This window comes from Pseudomonas sp. NBRC 111140 (assembly GCF_001320885.1).
GTDB classification, from domain to species: Bacteria; Pseudomonadota; Gammaproteobacteria; order Pseudomonadales; family Pseudomonadaceae; genus Aquipseudomonas; species Aquipseudomonas putida_P.
Map to the genome: position 1 here is coordinate 20,401 of NZ_BCBQ01000070.1, position 13,891 is coordinate 34,291.

Consider the following 13,891-nt stretch of genomic DNA (forward strand, 5'->3'; position numbering starts at 1 on the left):
TCGATTTGATCGGAGTCGGCATTCTAGGGGGTTTTAAGCGCCTGTGGCGATGATCAAGCCGCAGCTCGGTTTTCGTCCAGCGCAGCTGCCAGCACGGCCACTTCCTGGCACTTCTGCACGGCCACTTCCACCGGGCTGCGCGACAACGAGCAGGCCGGCGCCAGCCATAGCCGCTCCCCCAGACGCTCATGGGCATCGTGCAGCAGGCCCAGGGTTTCTCCCAAGTCGCAAGCAGCTGCAGTGCGGCCGTCGACCAGGCCCAGCGACAACACCTTGTAGGTCGGTAGGCGGTCCAGAAGGGTCTGGTACTGCTCGGGTGCCTGTACCAGGTCGACATGCAGGCCATCGACAGGCAGGTTCACGGCCAGGCCGAGGTTGCCGTCAAGGCCACCGTAGTAGGTGGCAATCAGCTTTTTCAGCGGCGCGCGCTGAAGAATGTTGTAGACGCGCTCGTAAGCGTTTTTCCAGTCCTGCGGCAGGTCTTCGGCGAGAATCGGTTCATCGATCTGCACCCACTCCACGCCCATTGCAGCCAGGCGGTTGAGGTACTGATCGTACAGCGGCAGCAGGCGCTCGAGCAGTTCCAGCGTTTCGATGCTGCCGTTGTTTTCGCCCTGCCACAGATAAGTCAACGGGCCGATCACCACTGGCTTGACCGCATGGCCCAAGGCCTTGGCTTGTGCCACTTCATCAAAAAGCTGCGCCCAGCTCAGGTCGAACGGTTGATCATGCCAGGCAAAGTCACCCACTGGCAGCAATTGGATGCCGGCATCACGCTGAGCCTGCCAGTGACGGGCACGCGCCTCGCGGTCACCGCTGATGTGTGGAAAGCCCAGGTTGTGTGCCAGTGCCATGTTTTGTCCCTTAACCTGCATAAATGAATGAGAGGGATTTTCCGGCGGATAAACGCTTGAGACAAACTCATTAAATTTGAGATGAACCCAAGATTTCTTCATGATCATGCTGATGTCTCATTCAGAGCATCACCCTGCGCATTCGGACATGACCCCGCCCGCCTTCTGCCGCACAATGCCACCCTGACCACACCGGGTGCCCAGCCACATGAGCCTGCTGAAAACCGCGCTGCGCGAAAAGAACTTCGTCTGCGTCATGGAATTCGTCCCCAAGCCTTCGGCTGAACGCTTCGCCGCCATGGAAGCGATCTTGGCCCGTGCGCACCTGTGCGGCTGGCCGATGACCGTGGCCATCGGCGATCGCGTCGGCAGCCCGCTGGACATGTCGCCGCTGGACGCCCTCGCCTCGTTCGCCAACCCTGTGCCTGCCCTGCCGCATTTTTCCGGCAAGGATCGCGAACGCCATCACCTGCTCGCGCAACTGCAGCGTATGGACGCCGCAGGCCTCGATCAGCTGTTGCTGCTTACCGGCGACCGCCTGCCCGGCCATGAACCAGGCCTGCGCCCGGTGCGCTACCTGGAATCGGTCGCCGCCCTGCAGATTGCCCGCCAAGCCTGTCCGCACTGGCTGCTGGGCGCGGCACTGAACCCGTTCAAGTACCACGAGGAAGAAGGCGGCGCCCAGTATTTCAAGGCCGAGAAAAAGCTGGCGGCTGGGGCTGACTTCTTCACCCTGCAACTGGGCTTTGATGCCGCCAAGCACCAGGAAGCCATGCTTTGGATGCGCCGCCAGCCCACGCCCAAGCCCATGCTGGCCTGCCTCATGAGCCTCACCCACGGGCGCGCGACGATGCTCGACCATGTGGCCGGCGTCACCGTCACCCCGTCCATGCGCGACATGCTCGAAGCGGAGACCGCGCTGTCCAAGGTATTTGCCCAGGCGCGCAGTGTTGACCGCCTGGCCTTGCAGATCATCGGTGTAAAGCTGATGGGCTACGCCGGTGTGCACCTCTCAGGGGTGCACGAACTCAAGCAGTTGCTGGCCCTGGAAGCCCGTATCGAGCACTGGCAAACCCGGGTTCACACGCTGGAGCAATGGGCGCCCGCCTGGCAGGCCAGCTGGCAGATGCCCGGCCTGCCGGCAGTGATCTTCCATCCGCCGCAGGCGAGCTGGCGCCAGGGCGAGTCACAGGTCGATGCCACGTTCAAGGAGAAAGCGCGCTATCACCTGATGCACGGCATGCATTCACTGCTGTTCAGCCGCCGCAACGGCCTGAGCAAGGCATTTGGCTGGGCGGTGCGCCAGCCTCTATGGGCTACGCGCCTTGGCGCACTGGTGCTGCACAAGGTGGAGCGTGCTGTGAAACGGCCACTGGTGGGTTGCGATACCTGTGGCCGCTGCCGCCTCGAAGATACCTTGTACGTCTGCCCAGAAACCTGCCCCAAAGGCCTGGCCAATGGCCCCTGCGGTGGAACCGCCCTGAACCGCTGCGAGTTCGGCGACCGCGAGTGCATCCACAGCGTCAAGTACCGCACCGCCAAAGCCGTGCGGCAAACTGCCGTGCTGACCGAGCGGCTGATCCCGTGCATCGAGGTCGAAACCCGCCACCGCAGCTCCTGGCCGCAGTGGTTCGCAGCGCAGACGCCGCGGCGGCTCAGCCCGCAGCCAACGCCTCGAAGCCAGCCCGAATCGTAGCTTCGGGTAATTCATCGGCGATGAACACCATCACACTCTCGCGCGTTTCGCCAGCGCCCCACTCGGCGTCCCAATCGAAGCCATAGAGCTTGAGCACACCTTGGAATACCAGCTTGCGCTCTTCGCCGGCAATGTTCAGCACGCCCTTGTAGCGCAACAGTTGTGTGCCGTGGGTTTCCAGCAGTTCGTTCATGAAGCCGCTGAGGCGATCGATATCCAACGCAGTGTCCGTGCGCAGCACCATCGTGGAGATACGGTCCGGCGTGGCGGGTTTGAGCACCGGGCGCAGTGTCAGTTTCAAGTTCGCACCCAGGTCAGGGTTGAGGTTGAAACCTCGCACATCCAGTAGTTCAGCCAGGTCGATGCATCCGTGTTCAACCACCCGGATCGCGGCCCGACCATTGATGCGGGCCAGGCGCTCGCGCAGCGCGTCTACCGCAGCCGGCTCGACCAAGTCTGTCTTGCTCAGCAGCAAGCGATCGGCAAAGCCGACCTGGGCCTGAGCGATGGTCTGGGTCAGGTGCAGTTCGGCATGCGCGGCATCGACCAGGGTGATGATGCCGTCGAGGATGTAGCGCTCACGCAGTTCCTCGTCGATGAAGAAGGTTTGCGCTACCGGCGCCGGGTCGGCCAGGCCGGTACATTCGATCACCAGGCGGTCGAAGGCGATTTCCCCGGCATCCAGGCGCTCGATCAGCAGGTACAGGGCGCGAGTCAGGTCGCCATGGATGCTGCAACACACACAACCGTTGGCCAGGGTCATCACCTGCACCGGCTGGTCGCCCAGCAATTGGCTGTCAATGCCGGCCTCACTGAATTCGTTTTCGATCACCGCGAGCTTCAGGCCGTGCTCGGCCTTGAGCATGTGCTTGAGCAAGGTGGTCTTGCCGGCACCGAGGAAGCCCGTGAGGACGGTTACGGGAATAGGCGTCTGCACGCAGAAAGTCTCCTGAATCTGAAAATGACTGTGGGAGCCGGTTACCCAGGCTCCCACAGGTTCACACGTGTCGCAGGCTCAACAGCACTTGGGCCCGGACTTGCCGCCGTAACGCGCTTCTTGCCGTTCGCGGAAGAACGCTTCGTAGCTCATCACCGGCTTGTCCGGGTGCGTCTTCTGCATGTGCTCGACATAGTTGTCGTAGTCGGGCATACCGACCATCAGGCGGGCTGCCTGCCCCAGGTATTTTCCTAGTCGACCCAAGTCGTTGAACATAACTGCAGTCCTCTCGATTACGCGTCAGGCAACGCCTGGAACGGGGTTTCCTTGTCGGTGCGCTCCTTGCGGCCCAGGGCGGCGTAGCCGACCTTGATGGCGAAGAACAGGATGCTGAAGACCACCAGCAGGAACAGAATCGTCAGGCCCGCGTTGGTGTAGGCGTTGAAGATCACGTGCTGCATCTGCCCGATGTCCTTGGCCGGGGCCAGCACTTGGCCTGCGTCCAGCGCGGTGCTGTACTTCTTGGCCAGGGCCAGGAAGCCAACCGCCGGGTTCGGGTCGAACAGCTTGATCAGGCCAGCAGCAGTGGTGCAGATCAGCAGCCAGACGGCCGGCAGCAGGGTGACCCAGATGTAGCGCTGACGCTTCATCTTGATCAGCACCACGGTACCGAGCATCAAGGCGATACCGGCCAGCATCTGGTTGGAGATGCCAAACAGCGGCCACAGGGTGTTGATGCCGCCCAGCGGGTCGATCACGCCCTGGTAAAGCAGGTAGCCCCAGAGTGCCACGCAGCCAGCAGTGGCGAGCAGGTTGGCACCCCACGATTCAGTGCGTTTGAGTGCTGGCACGAAGCTGCCCAGCAGGTCCTGCAGCATGAAGCGCCCGGCTCGGGTACCGGCGTCCACTGCGGTGAGGATGAACAGCGCCTCGAACAGGATCGCGAAGTGGTACCAGAAGGCCATGGTGTTTTCACCTGGCAACACCTGGTGCAGGATCTGCGCGATACCGACCGCCAGGGTAGGCGCACCACCAGCACGGGCCAGGATGGTGTGCTCGCCGATGTCACGGGCGACGGCTTCAAGCTGCTCGGGTGTAATCAGGAAGCCCCAGCTGCTGACTGTCTGCGCCACCGACGCTACGTCTGCACCGACCACGGCAGCCGGGCTGTTCATGGCGAAGTACACGCCAGGCTCGATCACCGAAGCGGCGACCATGGCCATGATGGCGACGAACGATTCCATCAGCATGCCACCGTAGCCGATGTAGCGGGCGTTGGTTTCGTTATCCAGCAGCTTGGGGGTGGTCCCCGAGGAAATCAGCGCGTGGAAGCCGGACACCGCACCACAGGCAATGGTGATGAACAGGAACGGGAACAGGGTGCCCTTCCACACAGGGCCCGTGCCGTCGGTGAACTGGGTCAGCGCCGGCATTTTCAGCTCGGGGGCAATGATCAGGATACCGATGGCCAGGCCCACGATGGTGCCGATCTTGAGGAAGGTCGACAGGTAGTCACGTGGTGCCAGCACCAGCCAGACCGGCAGCACGGCGGCGACAAAGCCGTAGCCCACCAGCATCCAGGTGATCTGCACCCCGGTGAAGGTGAACGCCGGGCCCCATACCGGGTCCGCAGCGATCACGCCGCCCAGCCAGATAGACGCCAGCAGCAGCACCACGCCAACCACCGAGATCTCGCCAATGCGGCCCGGGCGGATGTAGCGCATGTAGATGCCCATGAACATCGCGATCGGGATGGTCGCCATCACCGTGAACATGCCCCACGGGCTTTCGGCGAGGGCCTTGACCACGATCAACGCCAACACCGCGAGGATGATGATCATGATCAGGAAGCAGCCGAACAGGGCGATGGTCCCCGGAATGCGGCCCATCTCCTCGCGCACCATGTCGCCCAGCGAGCGACCATTGCGGCGGGTAGACATGAACAGGACCATGAAGTCCTGCACCGCACCGGCCAGCACCACGCCGGCAATCAGCCACAACGTGCCGGGCAAGTAGCCCATTTGCGCGGCAAGTACCGGGCCGACCAAGGGGCCTGCGCCCGCGATGGCGGCGAAGTGGTGACCGAAAAGAATGTGTTTGTTGGTCGGAACGTAGTCCAGACCGTCGTTGTTGAGCACCGCCGGGGTGGCACGGCGAGGGTCGAGTTGCATCACCTTGGTGGCGATGAACAAGCTGTAGTAACGGTAGGCAACCAGGTAAATGGCCACCGCCGCGACCACGATCCACAAGGCGTTGATTGCCTCGCCGCGACGCAGGGCAACCACACCCAGCGCGCAGGCCCCTATGACTGCCAGCGCCAACCACGGAATGTGGCGTAGCAGGCTATTATTGTTGTTCATGGTTAGCTTCCAGCTGGTGGATTGGAAAGACCGCCCACCGAGTCTAGGGCGAGTCATCGCGCATTGCCACACTTGCTTTGGTCTAGAGCCTCTGCGGCCAGATTGCGGTACCTGATGCACATAACATTCTAACTATAGTCAGGATGTCACCTTAGGACCTACCCAAGGATCCATGCCATGAGCGATCACGACGAACGCCGCCGTTTCCAGCGTATCCAGTTCGACGCCCCGACCAGGCTTTGCCAGGGCGAACGTTGCTGGGAGGTGAAACTGCTCGACCTGTCCCTCAAAGGCCTGCTGGTCGAAAGCCCGAAAACCTGGGATCCCGACCTGAGCCAGGATTTCGAAGCCTACATCGTGCTCAACGACGAAGTGACCGAGGTGCAGATGCAGGTCGAACTGCGCCACGAAGAACCGAGCCGGCTGGGCTTCATCTGCCTGTACATCGACATCGATTCGATGAGCCATTTGCACCGTCTTGTGGAATTGAACGTGGCCGACAGCACCGAAATGATGCGCGAGCTGCGCGAACTCATCGAATAATGAAATCTCTTAGCTAGCTAATATCATTCCCACCGAGTGTTTCCTGTCTACCCAGACAGCTTTAAGCCTGGGTAGCAGAACTTTGTACACAGCTTTCCAATACAGCTTCTGACAAGTTGGTACGCCTTCTGCATTGGGATTTAGCACCCCATGCGGTCGTATCTGTGCGCGCTCCGATCAAAATATTGTATACAATTCTTGTGGCAATCATTTGAGGTAAGTGTCTACAGTAGCGGCACAACAATAAACAGAGAGCCTGCTCCATGACTACGTCCCCTAGCACGTCTCCCGCCAAGCGCCCCGAGGATGAAAACCTCGGCCTTGGTGCCAACCTGGCTTATGGTCTGCAGCATGTGTTGACCATGTACGGGGGGATCGTCGCGGTACCCCTGATCCTGGGGCAGGCCGCGGGCCTGAACGGTGCCGAAATCGGCATGCTGATCGCCGCCTCGCTGTTTGCCGGTGGCCTGGCCACCCTATTGCAAACCCTTGGCCTGCCGTTCTTCGGCTGCCAGTTGCCGCTGGTGCAGGGCGTGTCGTTCGCCGGTGTGGCGACCATGGGTGCGATCCTCAGCAGCGAGGGCGGCGGTGGCCTGCCTGGCGTGCTTGGCGCGGTCATGGCGGCGTCGCTGATCGGCTTCCTGATCACCCCGGTGTTCTCGCGCATCACCAAGTTCTTCCCTCCCCTGGTGACCGGCATCGTCATCACCACCATCGGCCTGACCCTGATGCCAGTGGCCGCACGCTGGGTGATGGGTGGCAACAGCGCCTCGCCAGAGTTCGGCAGCGTGGCCAACATCGGCTTGGCCGGGTTGACCTTCGCCATCGTGCTGCTGTTGAGCAAGCTGGGCAGCGCGACCATTTCGCGCCTGTCGATCCTGCTGGCCATGGTGATCGGCACACTGATCGCCTGGTCGCTGGGCATGGCCGACTTCAGCAAGGTCACCGAAGGCCCGATGCTGGCCTTCCCCACGCCGTTCCACTTCGGCATGCCGGAGTTTCACATCGCCGCGATCCTGTCGATGTGCATCGTGATCATGGTAACCCTGGTGGAAACTTCGGCCGACATCCTCGCTGTGGGTGAAATCATCGACACCAAGGTTGACTCCAAGCGCCTGGGCAACGGCCTGCGTGCCGACATGGCATCGAGCATCCTGGCACCGATCTTCGGCTCGTTCACCCAGAGCGCGTTCGCCCAGAACGTCGGCCTGGTGGCCGTGACCGGGGTCAAGAGCCGCTACGTGGTGGCCACCGGTGGTGTGATTCTGGTGGTACTCGGCCTGCTGCCGATCATGGGCCGGGTGATTGCCGCCGTGCCTACCCCGGTACTGGGTGGCGCTGGCATCGTGCTGTTCGGCACCGTGGCGGCCAGCGGTATCCGTACTTTGTCCAAGGTCAGCTACAAGAACAACGTCAACCTGATCATCGTCGCGGCCTCGCTGGGCTTCGGCATGATCCCGATTGCCGCGCCGACCTTCTACCACCACTTCCCGAACTGGTTCGAGACCATCTTCCACTCGGGCATCAGCTCGGCGGCGATCATGGCCATCTTGCTGAACCTGATCTTCAACCACTTCACCACCGGCAACTCGGAAAACCAGTCGGTGTTCGCTGCGGCGTACGAGCGCACCATCCAGTATTCGGACATTTCCGCGCTGCGTGATGGCGACTACTTCAAGGACGGCAAGCTGTTCGATGCCGAGGGTAACGAAGTGCCGATGCTGGAGCTGGACGAGCATGGCAATGAAACGGTCAGGCGCGCAGCGGTTGCCGAGCATTGACTGCTGACTGAGCGGTGAGGTGGAGGGGGCCGATGCGCATCATCGGCCCCTTTTTCGTTTGCCTGTTCTGGCCTATTGCCGTCGATAGGGCCAGAACAGGCTACAAGTTACTCGAACAATGCATCCAGGGCTTGCTCCAGCCGGGTCACGGCAATCACCTGCAACCCCGCCGGTGGCTCTTTCGGCGCATTGCCCTTGGGCACGATGGCCCGCTTGAAGCCGTGCTTGGCCGCTTCCTTCAAGCGCTCCTGGCCACTGGGCACCGGCCGCACCTCACCCGACAGGCCGATCTCGCCAAACACCAGCAGACCATGGGCCAGCGGCCGATTGCGCAGGCTGGACATGACCGCCGCCAGCAGCGCCAGGTCCGAAGCCGTTTCCAGCACCTTCACCCCGCCCACCACGTTGAGGAACACGTCCTGGTCATGGGTAGGAATACCGCCATGACGGTGCAGCACCGCCAGCAACATGGCCAGGCGGTTCTGGTCCAGGCCCAGGGTTACCCGCCGCGGATTGGCCAGATGGCTATCGTCGACCAGCGCCTGCACTTCAACCAGCATTGGCCGGGTGCCCTCCCAGGTAGCCATCACCACGCTGCCTGGCACTTCTTCCTGGGTACGGTTGAGGAAGATCGCCGACGGGTTGGACACTTCTTTAAGGCCACGGTCGGTCATGCCGAACACGCCCAGCTCGTTGACCGCGCCAAAACGGTTCTTCACCGCCCGTAACAAGCGCAGACGGCCATCGGACTCGCCTTCGAAATACAGCACGGTATCGACCATGTGCTCCAATACCCGCGGACCAGCCAGCGAGCCTTCCTTGGTGACGTGGCCAACCAGGAAGATCGCCGTACCGCTCTGCTTGGCGTAACGCACCAGCAACGCCGTGCTTTCGCGCACCTGGGCCACGCCGCCGGGGGCCGATTGCAGCTGCTCGGTGAAAATGGTCTGGATCGAGTCGATGACCATGACCCTGGGCTTCTCGACGCGTGCCGTGGCAATGATCGTCTCGATGCAGGTTTCGGTCATTACCTTGAGTTGGTCCTGGGGCAGGCCCAGCCGCCGTGAGCGCATGGCGACCTGTTGCTGCGACTCCTCACCGGTGACATACAGCGCCGGCATGCCGACGGCGATGTTGCACAACGTTTGCAACAAAATGGTCGACTTGCCGATACCGGGGTCACCACCAATCAGCACCACAGAGCCATCCACCAGGCCACCGCCCAGTACGCGGTCAAGTTCAGTGCTGCTGGTGGTGAAGCGCGGGATTTCCTCGACGCTGACTTCGGCCAAGGTCTTGATCTGTGCCTGCTGCCCGGTCCAACCCGCGCGGCCGCTGCTGGGCGCTGCGGCGCCGCCGCTTTCGATCATGGTTTCGACCAGCGTGTTCCAGGCCCCGCATTCGCCGCACTGGCCGGCCCATTTGGGGAAGGTCGCGCCGCACTCGGTGCAGCCATACAAGCGCTTGGCCTTGGCCATGGGTGGGGTCTCCTGGAAAAAATCGCCATGATAGCCGAGCAGGACGTGTCTCGAACGCTTCGGGATGCGACAAAACTATTCGTTCTAACTGCAGTCAGTAGCCCTGAACACAACGCATGAAGCGTTTTAGTGGCTTACACTGCGTTAACCTTACCTTTTGTTACAAGGAACCAAACATGGGCATGCTCAACGAGTTCAAGGCTTTCGCGGTCAAAGGCAATGTCGTCGACATGGCGGTCGGTATCATCATCGGCGCGGCCTTCGGCAAGATCGTCTCGTCCTTCGTCGGTGACGTGATCATGCCACCACTGGGCCTGCTGATCGGTGGTGTGGACTTCAGCGACCTGGCCATTACCCTGAAGGCTGCCGAAGGTGACGTACCAGCGGTAGTGCTGGCATATGGCAAGTTCATCCAGACCGTGATCGACTTCGTGATCGTGGCCTTTGCCATCTTCATGGGGGTGAAGGCGATCAACAGGCTCAAGCGTGAGGAAGCCGTGGCGCCGACTACGCCGCCGGTGCCTTCGGCTGAAGAGACACTGCTGACCGAGATTCGCGACTTGCTCAAGACGCAGAATCAGAATCGCTTGCCGTGAGGTAGCAGGGGGCTGCCTTGCAGCCCCCTGGCCTTACCAGTAGTTTTCGACCGCTACCTGCCCTGGCCGCTTGCTCAGGCTCAGTTGCAGGTCACGCGCTTTCAGCACTTTACGGGTTTCGTCGATCATTTCCGGGTTACCGCACAGCATCACCCGTGAATGCTCTGGCGACAGCGCCAGCCCCGCCGCCTTCTCCAGTTCACCATTCTCGATCAACGTGGTAATGCGCTGGTTCAACGCCCCTGGGTGTTGTTCACGGGTCACCACCGGAATGAACTGCAACTTGCCCGCATGCTCCGCCAGGTACTCGCGTTGCTCCAGCCCGGCGATTTCATCTACGTAGGCCAGCTCTTTGGCTTCGCGCACCGAGTACACCAGCTTGATGTTGTCGAAACGCTCCCAAGCCTCGAAGTCCTGCAGGATCGACATGAACGGCGCAATGCCCGTGCCCGTGGCCAGCAGCCACAGGTCGCGACCACCGACGAAACGGTCGAGGGTGAGGAAACCGAAAGCCTGACGGTCGATCAGCAAGGTATCGCCCGCACCCAGCCGGCTAAGCTCGCTGGTGAACTCGCCACCGGGTACCACGATGGAGAAAAAGTCCAGATGCTCATCATGGGGCGCGCTGACCATTGAATAGGCGCGCCACACCACGCTGCCATCGGCCTTGGTCACGCCAAGGCGGGCGAACTGACCGGAACGAAAGCGGAACCCCGCATCGCGCGTAACCCGCAGGCTGAAGAGGTTCGGCGTCAGCGGCTGAACATCGAGCAGGGTCTGGCGGGTGAACTTTTCGGCGCTAGCGGTCATATCGGGCTCCAGGGTTGGCGTGTGCACAGTGTCGCTTAAAGTGGCTTGGATAAAAACCACCGCTTTGTAGGGCCTCACCAGGGGGGATCGTGCCGAACTGGCAGAAAACCCTAAGTGCTATAACAAAAAAATCCCAACACTAAGGTAGGACTTTCCTACAATCATCGGGTACCCAAATGGATTGGATCCTACACCCCGAGGATTGTCTCGATGCTTCACTGGAAACCCGAGCATCTTCATGCGTTCGTCAGCGAGCGCAACCCGCAGAAGCTGTTCGACATCGCAGTCCATCTGGCTCAGGAGCTGGGCATGGATTACCTTGGGCTGAATATCCGCATCCAGATCGCCACGCAAACACCAAGGCTGTACCTCTACAGCAACTACCCAAGTGAGTGGATCGAGCGCTATCAGCGCGACGATTTCTACAAGCAGGACCCGGCAGCGCACATGAGTCACAGTTCGACCACCCCCGTACTATGGACTGACGACCTATACCGAGACGCCCCTCAATTTCGCGAAGCGGCCTGTCAGCACGGCTTGCGTCACGGCTGGACGCAATCACTGCACGACCTGCAGCACAACGAAAGCCAGATCAGCGTGGCCAGGCCTGCCGAAAAGATCGACATCGTCGAGCTTTATGACAAGGCCGGCAGCGTCCAGTGGCTGTGCCATACCCTGCATGCCGTGCTTGGCGAACACCACCTGAACGCACTGTGCCCACCTCAACCAAGAATGAGCGAGCGTGAACTAGAAGTGCTGAAATGGTCGGCTGCCGGCAAGACCGCTGCCGACGTTGCCTGCATCCTGTCGCTTTCGCAAAGCACGGTGAACTTCCACATCCGCAGCGTGATCACCAAGACCAACGCTGCCAACAAGGCTGGCGCCATCGCCATCGCCGCCCTGCGTGGCTGGATCTGACCTTCACACCTGCGACCTTGGGCAAAGCCCTGTAGAATCGCCCGGCAAAGCCCGGAGCGAACCGCAACGGGCAGTTTCGTACCCGAGCCAGACGCCATGCCCCTGTTGACCACCCCCTACGCCGAACTCGACCTGATCCGCCAGCCGGAGCAGGCCAACGACCCGCTGCAGGCCTTCGATGCCGCCGACGAGTACCTGCTTGCGCAGTTGCACGAACAGGCCCCTGACGCCAACTGCCGGGTACTGGTGCTCAATGACAGCTTCGGCGCCCTGGCCGTCAGCCTGGCGGGCCGCCTGCAGGTGGTCAGCAGCGGTGACTCACATCTGGCGCACCTTGGCCTGGAAAAGAACCTGACGCGCAACGGTTTGACGTTCGATAGCGTGCCGTTCGTACCGGCCAGCGAGCACTGGCAAGGCCTCTTCGACCGAGTGCTGGTACGCGTGCCCAAGACCCTGGCCCTGCTTGAAGAACAACTGATCCGCTTGCAGGGCCACCTGGCGCCTGGCGCGCAGGTGATTGCCGGGGCCATGATCAAGCACCTTCCACGGGCGGCCGGTGACCTGATGGAGAAGTACATCGGCCCTGTGCAGGCTTCGCTGGCACAGAAAAAGGCCCGCTTGCTGACCGCAACGGTGGCCGAACGCCCGCTCGCCCGCTCACCCTACCCTAGCCGCTACCACCTCGACGCGCCGGTGCTGGAGTTGGTCAACCACGCCAACGTGTTTTGCCGTGAGGGCTTGGATATCGGCACAAGGGCGTTCCTGCCCCACTTGCCCCGCGACCTGGGCAACGCGCGGGTAGCGGACCTGGGCTGCGGCAACGGCGTGCTGGCGATTGCCAGCGCCCTGGGCAACCCGGACGCTGAGTACACCTTGGTCGATGAGTCGTACATGGCCGTGCAATCAGCGCAGGAGAACTGGCGAGCTGCACTGGGCGAACGTGCCGCCAATTTCGTCGCGGCCGATGGGTTGGCCGGGGTAGAGAAACAATCGCTGGACGTGGTGCTATGCAACCCGCCGTTCCACCAGCAGCAGGTGGTGGGGGACTTCCTTGCCTGGCGCATGTTCCAGCAGGCGCGAGAAGCGCTGGTGGTGGGTGGGGCGCTGTACATCGTGGGCAACCGCCACCTGGGCTATCACAGCAAGCTGGCGCGGTTGTTCCGAGGGGTTGAGCAGGTGGCGGCTACGCCCAAGTTCGTCATTCTGAAAGCCCGCAAATAAGAGCCCGCGCCGCCCCTGTGGGAGCGGGCTTGCCCGCGAACACCGGCGAAGCCGGTGCCATCTATCGCGATGCCTGCTTCGCGGGCACGCCCGCTCCCACAGGCGCCCCCGCTGCTCTCAATGGGTGGTCAATCCCGCAGCCCCCATGAACAGCCGCATCACCCATGCCGCCACGCCCAGCGCGGCAACACTCATCGCCCAAATCAGCAGCAGCCAACCCAGCCGCTGCCACAGCGGTTTCTTGTCTTCCAAGCCATGTTTGCCCGTCATCATGCGGCCCTCCTAGTGATAACCGTCTTCGTGGGTCACCTTGCCGCGGAACACGTAGTAGCTCCAGAAGGTGTACATCAGGATGAACGGCAGGATGAACAGGGTGCCCACCAGCATGAAACCTTGGCTTTGCGGGGGCGCTGCGGCCTCCCAGATCGAGATCGACGGCGGGATGATGTTCGGCCACAGGCTGATGCCCAGGCCACTGTAACCCAGGAAGATCAACACCAGGGTGAGCAGGAACGGCGTGTAGTGTGCATTGCGCGCTACCGCCTTCAGCAGCCCGTAGAAGGTCACCAGCACCAGCAGCGGCACCGGCATGAACCAGAGCAGGTTTGGCATGCTGAACCAGCGGTCGGCGATTTGCGGGTAGGCGATGGGGGTCCACAGGCTGACGATACCGATCACCGCCAGCAGCACCAGCGCC

General features: G+C 61.8%; 14 protein-coding genes. 6 read left to right on the forward strand and 8 right to left on the reverse strand.

What is annotated here, in order from left to right; all coding sequences use genetic code 11:
* Positions 1-53: 53 nt before the first annotated feature.
* Positions 54-854 (reverse strand): 5-methyltetrahydropteroyltriglutamate--homocysteine methyltransferase, encoded by an 801-nt coding sequence (locus tag APH42_RS20465; RefSeq protein ID WP_012274169.1) that lies wholly within the window; start codon positions 852-854, stop codon positions 54-56.
* A 208-nt stretch (positions 855-1,062) separates the two neighbouring features.
* On the opposite strand from APH42_RS20465, the gene APH42_RS20470 reads away from it, so the two are divergent.
* On the forward strand, positions 1,063-2,550 hold the full coding sequence (locus APH42_RS20470) for a methylenetetrahydrofolate reductase C-terminal domain-containing protein (RefSeq protein ID WP_012274170.1): 1,488 nt from the start codon (positions 1,063-1,065) through the stop codon (positions 2,548-2,550).
* Here APH42_RS20470 and yjiA read toward each other — a convergent pair.
* The 3 genes from yjiA to APH42_RS20485 form a co-directional block, all read right to left on the reverse strand.
* A complete protein-coding gene (gene yjiA, locus APH42_RS20475) occupies positions 2,510-3,487 on the reverse strand; it encodes a GTPase (protein WP_060494108.1) in 978 nt (325 codons plus the stop codon). The two genes, APH42_RS20470 and yjiA, sit on opposite strands and share 41 nt — an antisense overlap.
* 78 nt (positions 3,488-3,565) lie before the next feature.
* Entirely contained in the window at positions 3,566-3,763 is a 198-nt protein-coding gene (locus APH42_RS20480) for a YbdD/YjiX family protein (RefSeq protein ID WP_003251633.1), read from the reverse strand.
* A gap of 17 nt (positions 3,764-3,780) precedes the next feature.
* Positions 3,781-5,847, reverse strand: coding sequence for a carbon starvation CstA family protein (locus APH42_RS20485; RefSeq protein WP_012274172.1), 2,067 nt, complete (start codon positions 5,845-5,847; stop codon positions 3,781-3,783).
* Between the two features lie 177 nt (positions 5,848-6,024).
* Here APH42_RS20485 and APH42_RS20490 point away from each other — a divergent pair, with 177 nt between their 5' ends.
* Positions 6,025-6,390: a PilZ domain-containing protein gene (locus APH42_RS20490; RefSeq protein ID WP_012274173.1), complete on the forward strand. Its 366-nt coding sequence runs from the start codon at positions 6,025-6,027 to the stop codon at positions 6,388-6,390.
* A 263-nt stretch (positions 6,391-6,653) separates the two neighbouring features.
* Positions 6,654-8,171 (forward strand): nucleobase:cation symporter-2 family protein, encoded by a 1,518-nt coding sequence (locus APH42_RS20495; protein ID WP_012274174.1) that lies wholly within the window; start codon positions 6,654-6,656, stop codon positions 8,169-8,171.
* 107 nt (positions 8,172-8,278) lie between these two features.
* On the opposite strand, the gene radA is transcribed toward APH42_RS20495, so the two are convergent.
* Positions 8,279-9,649 (reverse strand): DNA repair protein RadA, encoded by a 1,371-nt coding sequence (gene radA / locus APH42_RS20500; RefSeq protein WP_012274175.1) that lies wholly within the window; start codon positions 9,647-9,649, stop codon positions 8,279-8,281.
* A gap of 176 nt (positions 9,650-9,825) precedes the next feature.
* Here radA and mscL point away from each other — a divergent pair, with 176 nt between their 5' ends.
* Positions 9,826-10,245, forward strand: a complete 420-nt coding sequence (gene mscL / locus APH42_RS20505; protein WP_012274176.1) for a large-conductance mechanosensitive channel protein MscL — start codon at positions 9,826-9,828, stop codon at positions 10,243-10,245.
* 33 nt (positions 10,246-10,278) lie between these two features.
* Here the strand turns inward: mscL and APH42_RS20510 are convergent, their stop codons facing one another.
* Complete coding sequence (locus APH42_RS20510) at positions 10,279-11,055, reverse strand: ferredoxin--NADP reductase (RefSeq protein ID WP_041166589.1); 777 nt, start codon at positions 11,053-11,055, stop codon at positions 10,279-10,281.
* A 210-nt stretch (positions 11,056-11,265) separates the two neighbouring features.
* On the opposite strand from APH42_RS20510, the gene APH42_RS20515 reads away from it, so the two are divergent.
* Positions 11,266-11,973: an autoinducer binding domain-containing protein gene (locus APH42_RS20515; protein ID WP_012274178.1), complete on the forward strand. Its 708-nt coding sequence runs from the start codon at positions 11,266-11,268 to the stop codon at positions 11,971-11,973.
* Between the two features lie 96 nt (positions 11,974-12,069).
* Positions 12,070-13,194, forward strand: coding sequence for a methyltransferase (locus APH42_RS20520; protein ID WP_060494109.1), 1,125 nt, complete (start codon positions 12,070-12,072; stop codon positions 13,192-13,194).
* A 117-nt stretch (positions 13,195-13,311) separates the two neighbouring features.
* Here the strand turns inward: APH42_RS20520 and APH42_RS20525 are convergent, their stop codons facing one another.
* Positions 13,312-13,467, reverse strand: a complete 156-nt coding sequence (locus APH42_RS20525; protein WP_012274180.1) for a DUF2474 domain-containing protein — start codon at positions 13,465-13,467, stop codon at positions 13,312-13,314.
* 9 nt (positions 13,468-13,476) lie between these two features.
* On the reverse strand, positions 13,477-13,891 hold a 415-nt coding region (locus tag APH42_RS20530; protein ID WP_177336867.1), incomplete at its 5' end, for a cytochrome d ubiquinol oxidase subunit II.